The 9,151-nt window shown below is 50.3% G+C and carries 3 protein-coding genes; 1 reads left to right on the top strand and 2 read right to left on the bottom strand.

The features are described from left to right. Positions 1-27: 27 nt before the first annotated feature. Together J0895_RS24325 and mrdA are read right to left on the bottom strand one after the other, a co-directional pair. Positions 28-5,760 carry an alpha-2-macroglobulin family protein gene (locus tag J0895_RS24325; protein ID WP_207090565.1) on the bottom strand — a complete coding sequence of 1,911 codons (5,733 nt, stop codon included), beginning with the start codon at positions 5,758-5,760 and terminating at the stop codon, positions 28-30. 280 nt (positions 5,761-6,040) lie between these two features. Next, a complete protein-coding gene (gene mrdA / locus J0895_RS24330; protein ID WP_207090566.1) occupies positions 6,041-7,810 on the bottom strand; it encodes a penicillin-binding protein 2 in 1,770 nt (589 codons plus the stop codon). A gap of 409 nt (positions 7,811-8,219) precedes the next feature. Between mrdA and J0895_RS24335 the strand changes: the two genes are divergently transcribed. Further along, positions 8,220-9,080 carry an SMP-30/gluconolactonase/LRE family protein gene (locus tag J0895_RS24335; protein ID WP_207090567.1) on the top strand — a complete coding sequence of 287 codons (861 nt, stop codon included), beginning with the start codon at positions 8,220-8,222 and terminating at the stop codon, positions 9,078-9,080. The last annotated feature ends 71 nt before the right edge of the window (positions 9,081-9,151 follow it).

Here is a 9,151-nt window from a genome sequence, read left to right on the forward strand (position 1 = left end):
CCCCTGAAGGGGTTACTACAAACGTTGTTACTCTTTCACCTCCAATGTTGAGGAGGCCGATCGCCCGAACTCTTCGGGGGCATATTGTAGGGAAACATGGGCACCCGGCCATTCGTAAATACCGGGGGTGACCGATCGCACTAAATAATGCAGGGTGTACACTCCCGGTTGCAGGCGATCGGCATAGGCGACGATGCGATCGCTATAGAGGTTCTGATAGCCAATTTCCCAGCTACTTTGTGCCGACTGGACTGCCGATGTCGAGGTCTGGAAACTGCTATCAACCGCTTCAAATCCGGCAGGTAGCGAGTCCGTAATCACCACATGATCGACTAGGCGATCGCTGATGATTTCTAACCCAATATCAAACACTTGTCCAGCAGCAACCACTAGGGGTTTATCCGGTTTTGCTAACCCAAATTGGGCGATCGCCTTGTCGCTTCCCGCTGGACTGATTTTCCGTTCGACTCGCAATCCGTTATACCGTCCCGGTTGATTTCCCGGTAACCGATATCCATATTCCACCAGGTAGTGCAATGTGCCATTCCCGGTTTTATTCAGGGTGAGATTAGTCTGTCCTTTGGGGATACTATCCATTGCCACTTGGATAAATCCTCGGGAATTGTCATACCCTTGGAACTGCATCGAGTCTAGGGTCTTGCCGCCTAGGGTGGCGGTGGCGGTGAAGTTGGGGGGAGTCGGTTGGGTATTGCTATAGGCAACTAAGGCAGAAAGTGCTTCGGCGTTGGCGTAGCGATTCTCCCAGGTTCCCGAACGGCGTTGGTTGAGTAATCCTTGCAGGAGGCGATCGCGCAGGGTTGGGTTCGCGTTTCGGGCGATCGCCAAGCGCAGGGTTTGTGCTTGTGCGGTCGTCGGAGAACTTAACCATCCCCATCCTTGAGGCAGGTTGACGGTGGCCGATTGCCCAGTTTCGGCAACGGTTTCAAAGCGTTGATTCGAGAGGGATTGCGCCTCACTTTGCCAGTCGGGGAATTGTCCTAAATATCGCGCCAGTTTGGTTTGTGCGACGGCATCTAAGTCATTCCGTTGGGCATATATATCCGCGAGGAAGTCATTGCGCCGTTCTCCCAATTCTGAGAGGGCCATTAATGCGCCGAGACGGACGCGGTTTTTACAGGATTGACTGTTGCAATAGGAATATTGTCCCGGGTCAGCGAGGGTTTTTTGTAAGTATCCGCGCAGAGGTGAGAGCATTCCCTCATCTATGGCAAATCCTGCTGTTTTCCCTTGGGATATACTTTCGGCAGCATAAGCGGTGAGGAAGGGGTCGGATTGAGTTTGTCCGGGATAGGCGGCAAATCCCCCATCAGGGAGTTGCAGTTTTTGGAGGCGATCGAGGGCGATCGCTGCTTGTTCGGTGGGATTAAATTCTCCCAATGCTTGCCGGTACTTTTGTCCTAGAATTTGCAGGTTAGCGGCCACGGCCAGTTGTGAGGCCGCCGGTTCTAAAAAGGGTAAGCTATCCTCGTCCAATGTATCTCGCGCTGATGCTGTAATTTCGGGGATTAAAGTTGATGCCAGGTCAATTTGTAATCCTCCGATATTCGGTAGCACATTGTTGTCTATATTCAAGGGAATATTCACCTGAGTTTCCGTGGTTCCGGTATCCACGACGGTCTCACCTACGGAGAGTTCTCTGACAGATAAGGGAACCTCGAAGGCATCTCCCTCGCGGTTTAATTGACTGACAAATCGCACTGTTCCTGCGCCGAGGGTGTCCGCTTGCATATTGAAGCGATAGGCGCGGGTTCCCGAGTCTGCCTGGGTTTCCAAGGTTTGGGTTGTAGCGGTTTTGTCGGCAAAAGAGAGGTTCTCACTCACGGAACCTTGGATTTTTAATTGGCCTTTTTCTCCCGTGGTATTGGTGATGGCAAGGCCGCCAGAGAAGCGATCGCCCGGTCGCACAAATTGCGGTAACAGGGGAGTCGCCATCAGGGGTTTACTGGAGATAAAGGTATTTTCCCCATTCCCAAAGCGCATATCTGTGGTGGTGGCAACCGCCATGACTCGCCAGGTGGTTAAATCATCCGGGAGTGGGAAGCTGACTGTCGCACGTCCGTTGCGATCGCTCATCACGGACCCGTTGTAATACGCTAATGCTTTAAACTCGGTGCGAATTCGGGTACTGCCAGAACCTGCCGAGAATCCGCCTCCGTATCCCCAGCCTTTTTGCAAGGGAGAACTCAGGGGAGATAGCACAACATTGAAGCGGTTATCACTCCAGGTTGTGGAAATCGGTTGTTCTGCATACACAGTGTCTACTAAGTTAGGCGGACGATATCCAGTGAGTTGTAAGACAGCCTCATTCACCACCATCACGGTTAATTGGCCTTGGACGGGCCGGTTTTGGCTGTCGGTGACTTGCAGTTGCACCGTTTCCTGAGTGCCAGGTTGTACCGTACTTTGTGCGGGAGTGACTTGGACGGTGAGATATTTCTCGCCTAAATCGGTTTTAAACGGTGCAAACCCGATTTTGACCAAATCTTCCACATTCTCCGGTTCCGCTTGGTCTAAGGCCGGTCCTTGGCGGATGAGCACCGCTTCTACTGCGGCATTGGGAAGCATTTCCGGGGTGACTTTAAACTGAATTTGGGGTGCACCGCCACTCACTTTGGTGATGGTTTGATACAAGGGTTTGTCTCGGACTACGGCGAAGTAGAGTTCTGCTTCGGGGTAGGGAGACTGGATTAAGGCGGTGGCAATATCACCGGGTTGGTAGGTGTTTTTGTCGAGTTTGACTTCTAGGAAGTTCTCGCGATCGCTACGTCGTCCCCAACTCACTCCCCGGGTTCCGGTGGCCCAAATTTGCACATCGGTGGCGGTGGCGTCGGTTTTGGCGTTGGCAAGGTTGACCCGAATCCGATAGGAACCCGCTTCTGGGGGTGTGAGAGAGAGGGTTTTCGGGGTATTGCCGGTTTTGAGGGTTTCGGTGGCGACGGTTTGATATTCGACCTGATAGCGGGGTGTGCGACTGCCTTCGACAACCCGGGTGACGCTGCTGTAATCCATTTTTTGCAGTTCCACCCGCAGGGTTTGTCCGTTGATGGCAGTTCCGGTGGGGTCGGTGGCGATCGCCTCGATGGAAAAGGGTTTCCCGGCATCAGCGACAAAGTTGGTTTTGACTCCGATTAGTTTCTCGCTGGGTAAGGCGGTTAAGGTTTGAGAATTGGCAACGGAGAGATTAGAAATATCGGTGACTTCTGCATCAATCCGATAGGTCATGGGATAGGGTAAATCCCGGTCAATGGTAAAGTTTAAGGTATTGGACCCCGTGTTATCTAAGGTAGCGGTTTGTTGCAGGACTTCGCTGGGAATTTCGGGTTGTTCTTCGGGCCAAAACCATTGGCGACCAAAGCTGAATTCTTGCCAACCGGGAGGGGTGAATTCTGCGGGCGATCGCGTGATGTAATATTTGGCATTACCGCTGGCAACCGGGGAACCAAACAGGTAGTTACTTGTTACTTTGGCCTGGATTTTTTCGTTACTTAGGGCGTAGGTTTTATCAAGGGCGAGTTGCACTTGGAAGTTAGGGGGTTTGAATTCAGCAATCCGAAATTCCCCGTTAATTTCTACCTCATTGTTGGATTTGGCGACAATTGAATAGTATCCCAAGGGCAGACTATCACTCAGGGGAACTTCTAAAGCAAATGTGCCAAATTCATTGGTGGTTTGAGTTCCGAGGGCGGTTTCGTTCCCTTCGGGGTCGCGCAAGGTGACGGTATAAGCGGCATTTTTGTGCTGGATTAAGTCGCCGTTTTCTAGATAGTAAGCGACGGCGGTGAACTCGGCGGTTTCTCCGGGTTTATAGAGTTGGCGATCGCTGAAAATTGTCCCACGAGAGAGGGGTTTTCCCGCATTCCATTCCCCATCGATGCCATATCCATAAGCGCCGCTATATTGCCAAATGCGGGTATAGGCCCAATCTTGGTTTTCTCGGGCGACTGCGAGTAATTCCGGGGCGTCTTCTGCACTCTGGCGGCAGCGTTGCACCTGTTGGGAATTCAAGACTAAAAGTCCGGTGGCATTGGTGGTTCCAGTGGCACAGGGGGTCACGGGCGATCGCGTTGTTGCATTGGTTTGAGATTGATAAATCTCTACCCTTGCACCGCCAACGGCAGCCCCATCAGACAGATGATTAACTTTGACCAGTCCGGTATCAGGAAACCACTGACTAAATACACCTAAATTGGTGAGTTGAACCATTCCATAATAGTTGGGTTCACTCCATTTTTTTTGGCCGTTTTCTTGATAAGAATTGGTGCGGGCTTGAATGCCATAAGCTAACATTCCTGTGGTTCTACCTAGGCGTTCTCGTAAGGGAATTGCCACCGTAGCAGTCTGATTTTTAGGAGGAGATGAAATGGGGAAACTTTGCCAATTACTGGGGTCGGGTAACAAGTCTGTGCCATTCCCTTGGGGATAAGCAGAATCGGTAAAGACTAAATCCGTGGGTTCGACAATCCGATAGGCAGCTTTATAGGCAGAATCGGGCAGATTCACCGCTGAAATGGTCAATTCTAAATCTTTGCCGGTGGGAAACACATTTAAGTTGGAAGGTGCCCAAATTTCTGCGGCTAAATCTCCAGATTGGTAATTCAGGGTAATTGGTTTCCCTAATTTTTGTCCATATTTATCTTGAACTTCAGACCCAATATTAATGGTATATTGAGTAGTCGGTTCTAAGGCCCAGGGATTGAGATTAACAATGTTAGAATCGGGATAGACTTGAATCAGTTTGGGTTCGTCTTTGGGCGGCGGATTGATGGTAATTTGATTTTCCACCGATTCTGGGTCAATCCAGTTATTAAACTTTAACTGGGGTGCGCCGTTGAGAAAGCGCCCGTAAGCAAATCCCATCTCTGGTTTTCCATGCAATTCCATTTCTTGGAATTGCAGGGATTCGTAGGTTTTGACATCACTATTAAAGGGGCGATCGCTGACTAAATTTCCTCTTGCGGGTTCTAATCCTGGGGAAATTTCCACTCGGTAAGCTGTGCCTTTTTCTAATTCACGTTGTGGGGTGATTTGATAGGTCCAAGTCTGCAAAGACGGGTCAAAGGCTAAGGCGGAACTTGCCGTTAAAGCATCCTCGGATTCCACGGATTCCACTTGCAGAGAAACCCCTTCGTTTCTGCCTACTGGAACTAATTTAACCTGCTGTTTCAGTGAATTGAGATTCAGCGGCACGTTAGAGGTAAATTCCAGGGGTTGTTTCAGGTCAATCCATTGGGGTTCAGTATATTCATCGGGCGGGTCACTGGTGGGTAAATTGGTTAATTTAATCGGTTCAGTGTTGAATGTCCAGGCTAAATCATGACTGAGTTGATGATTGTTTAAATCAGCTAAACCCGATTTGAGGGTAATTTGGATTCGAGTGGCTTTAGGTAGGGCTTCATCCGGTTGAAATCCGACCATCTTGGGGGTTAAAAATCTGAATTGCCCCGGGAGTTCAGGGGTGATTTGAAATTGATTGAGTTTAGCGGTTTGTTCCGGTGAATCCAGACTTTCTAAGGGAATTACTGGGTTTTTAAACCGGATGCGAATTTGCGCCAAGGGGTCAGCTTCTCCGGTGGGGGAAATTTCCTCGATCCAGTCGGGGAGTTGAGGAGTCGCCAGGGGCGCTACTGCCGGGAGTTGTTTAACGGTTGAAGCGGTTTCAAAGAAATTACAGGCTGCTATGGTGAATGAGAGTAGCAGACCTAAAATAAACCACGTCCAAGTTCTACGGATTAGACGCATTTTTATCACCAAAAAGAATTAAGGATATGAGCTGATATTCTGGAGTTTGCTCCCTCAATTGGGGGGCAGAAATTTAAGGGTTGTTTCCTAAGTGAATTGATAGGGGGGTCCTGCCGACCCTAGGGTATATCTGCTATTAAAGCTCAAAATTTCAAAAGGGGGGAGAATTTGTTGATTTTCTTAATCAAACCAGAATCCGTAGGGAAGGAAAGTGGAAACCACTAAAAAACCGGATTCGGGCGATCGCACCCAAACCCGGTTTCCACAGGTCCATTAGAGATTACTTCTTGAAATAGGTCCGGTAGACTTCTAAGGCGATCGGTGCCGCCGCAACCCCGCCATAGCCGCCATTTTCCACCACTATGGCAATGGAAATTTCGGGATTAACTGCGGGTGCAAATCCGACAAACAAGGCGTGAGAAGGCTGTCCTAAGACTTCTGAAGTCCCGGTTTTGCCCCCGCTTAAGGGAATAGTCCCATCATTTAAGGCTCGGGCGGTCCCTTTTTGGACCACGGCAACCATTCCCTCTTTAATCACGGCGATCGCCTCGTCTGAGAGTCCGGCGGGTTCCGGTTTAGTTGCGGGGGTATTACTTTGAGAGGCGAGTAAATGAGGTTTGACTCGGTTTCCGCCATTGGCAAATACAGCAGACATCACCGCCAGTTCCAAGGGGGTGCATAACACCATGCCTTGACCAATCCCCATCGTCACGCTATCCCCGGCATACCAAGGTTCGTTGTACATCCGCAGTTTTTCCTCTGGGGTGGGAATCATCCCGTGACTCCCGCCATCGAGTCCCAATATATCTAAGCTGGTAGACTCGCCAATCCCGAGTTTACCTCCCCATTCGGCGATCGCCTCGGGTCCAACTTCCATCCCGACTTGATAGAAAAAGGTGTTGCTACTGTACGCCAAAGCATCCTGGAACCCAATCACCCCATATCCCCCACTATGTTCGTGAAAGGCAATGCCACCGACCACAATATAGGCCGAGGTCCCTAAATAGGAATCGGGATGATATTTCCCTGACCCAATTCCGGCTGCTGCAGTGACCATTTTAAAGGTACTCCCAGGAGGATATCCCTGCAAAGCTCGATTCAGAAAGGGATTTTCTAACCCCTGTAGACGCTGCCATTCTGATGCTTTGACGTTGCGGGTGAAGATATTTGGGTCAAAACTGGGTCCACTGGCCATTGCTAAGACCCCCCCAGTTTTCACATCGAGGACCACTACAGCACCCCGTCGGGACCCCAGTGCGCGTTCCGCAGCTTTTTGGACTTCCGCATCCAGGGTTAACTGCAGGGGTTCCCCACTAATGGCCGATCGCACCCCCAGTTCGCGAATTTCCTCCCCATTGGCATTCACCTCCACCAGACGATTACCCCAAACTCCGGTCAATTGGGAGTTAATCGTATTTTCGATTCCTATCTTGCCGATGATAATTCCCATCGGATAGTCCGGGTTCGCCATCAGATCTTCTTGGGTGGCTTCCCCAATATATCCCACGACATGAGCGCCGGTGTCACCCTCGGGATAGTATCGGTTGGATTCGGCCCGCACTTCAATCCCGGGAATGTCTGCCATTACCTCAGCTAGGGTCACAAATGCTTCTGGGTCAATCCTTTGAGCGATCCGTACCGGCATTCCCGAGGTATATCCGGTTTCCTTAATTTTATTGACGATATCATCAGGGGAAACATCAATCAGGGGACTGAGCTTTTTAGCGGTTTCTTTCCATTGCTCCGGTTTTTGCTCCCGAGGCCATAAATAGACTGCTCGTGCTAACCGATTGGCTGCCATCAGTTTACCCTTACGGTCTACTATATTACCCCGCGCTGCCGGAATCGGAATCAACCGAATCCGGTTATCTTCTGCTCGTTGTTGGTACTCTTCCCCTTCTACAATCTGCAACTGTGCCAGACGCACACCGCATACACCCATGAGTAAGGTGATTATGCTCATCACCACAAAGGGTCGGATCGGCGATCGCTTTGTGTCTGTCTTATTTATACTGACTTTAGAAAAAAAACTCGTCTGTCCGGTAACCATCTTTATCCCATCCCGCAGGAGTTCACTTAAACACTATCGCGCTAACGGGTCCCCAGTCCCCAGGACTGGAGCCGCTGTTTCTGCTAGATTCCTTTTAGCTGTTCGATCACTCCGGAAGATTCTATCAAACTCCTGGCGATCGTGTCGGGATCTCCCCCATCCAGTCTAGGGAGATTGAGCGTCGGCAATTCTCGGCTCCTCGTTGTGATTTTTTATTCCCACAATTTATATCATATTTCTTCAATCCATTGCACCGTCTTTCCTGTCCTACTCTACCTCTGACTCTTTTCGTCTTGGTTCCGGGGTTTGGTGCTCCTCCTGTTCAATCTTAACGCAATTCGCTACCCTGGGAAAGATAGTTGACCTTCTCATCAATCTAATTTGACTGTTCCTCGTTTTTTTTAAAGTCATGAAAACACCGAAGATTATCGCCGATTATCACTGTCACAATGCCGAAGTTCCCACCTGGCATCCGATGGAAAAACGCCTCTATTGGAGTGATATTCCCACGGGACGGGTGTTCCGCTATGATCCGGCAACGGCATCCCATGAACAGATTTATGACGGGGACTCCGTAGGGGCGATCGCCGTTCATGAGGATGGTTCCTTGCTGTTTTTCATGGCAAAAGGGGCGATCGCCCGCTGGCAAGATAACACCCTCACCCCCATCATCCCGGAAATCCCTGCCGAACGCGAAACCCGCTTTAATGACTGCATCGTTGACCCCGCAGGACGAGTCTTTAGCGGCACAATGGAAAAAGGCGATCGTCTCGGTTCCCTCTACCGCCTCAACACCGATGGCACTCTCACCCAAGTGCTAGAAAACCTCCAAATTCCTAACGGGATGGGCTTCTCCCTAGACCGGAAATATTTATACTTAACTGATTCCCCCAAACGTGAGATTTATCGCTTTGACTACGATGTATCAACTGGGGACATCAGCGATCGCCAAGTTCTGCTCACCACCCCACAAGGAGAAGGCGTCCCCGACGGCATGACGGTAGATGCTGAAGGCTATATCTGGTCCGCCCGATGGGATGGTCATCACCTCTTCCGCTACCGTCCCGACGGCACCGAAGTCCTCCGCATCCCCTTCCCCGCGAAAAAAGTATCGGCTCTCACATTTGGCGGTGAAGATTATACAGATATTTATGCAACCACCGCAGGCGGAGACAATCGCGCCAAAGAAGGAGCAGGGGCAGGTTCTGTGTTTCATCTCAATTTAGGCATTCGCGGGATGCCTGAATTTTTAGCAAAAATTGCAGTCTGACAATCGGCGGGGGTTTAAACCCCCGCCTAATAGCTAAAGTCGGTTAAAACCGACTACGGAGACGAGCTTCA

Source organism: Phormidium pseudopriestleyi FRX01 (assembly GCF_017313335.1).
In the GTDB taxonomy this organism is placed as follows: Bacteria; Cyanobacteriota; Cyanobacteriia; order Cyanobacteriales; family Laspinemataceae; genus Laspinema; species Laspinema pseudopriestleyi.

Coding starts and splice junctions, on each gene's coding strand:
- J0895_RS24325 (WP_207090565.1), bottom strand. CDS start 5,760: ATGCGTCTAATCCGTAGAACTTGGACGTGGTTTATTTTAGGTCTGCTA.
- J0895_RS24335 (WP_207090567.1), top strand. CDS start 8,220: ATGAAAACACCGAAGATTATCGCCGATTATCACTGTCACAATGCCGAA.
- mrdA (WP_207090566.1), bottom strand. CDS start 7,810: ATGGTTACCGGACAGACGAGTTTTTTTTCTAAAGTCAGTATAAATAAG.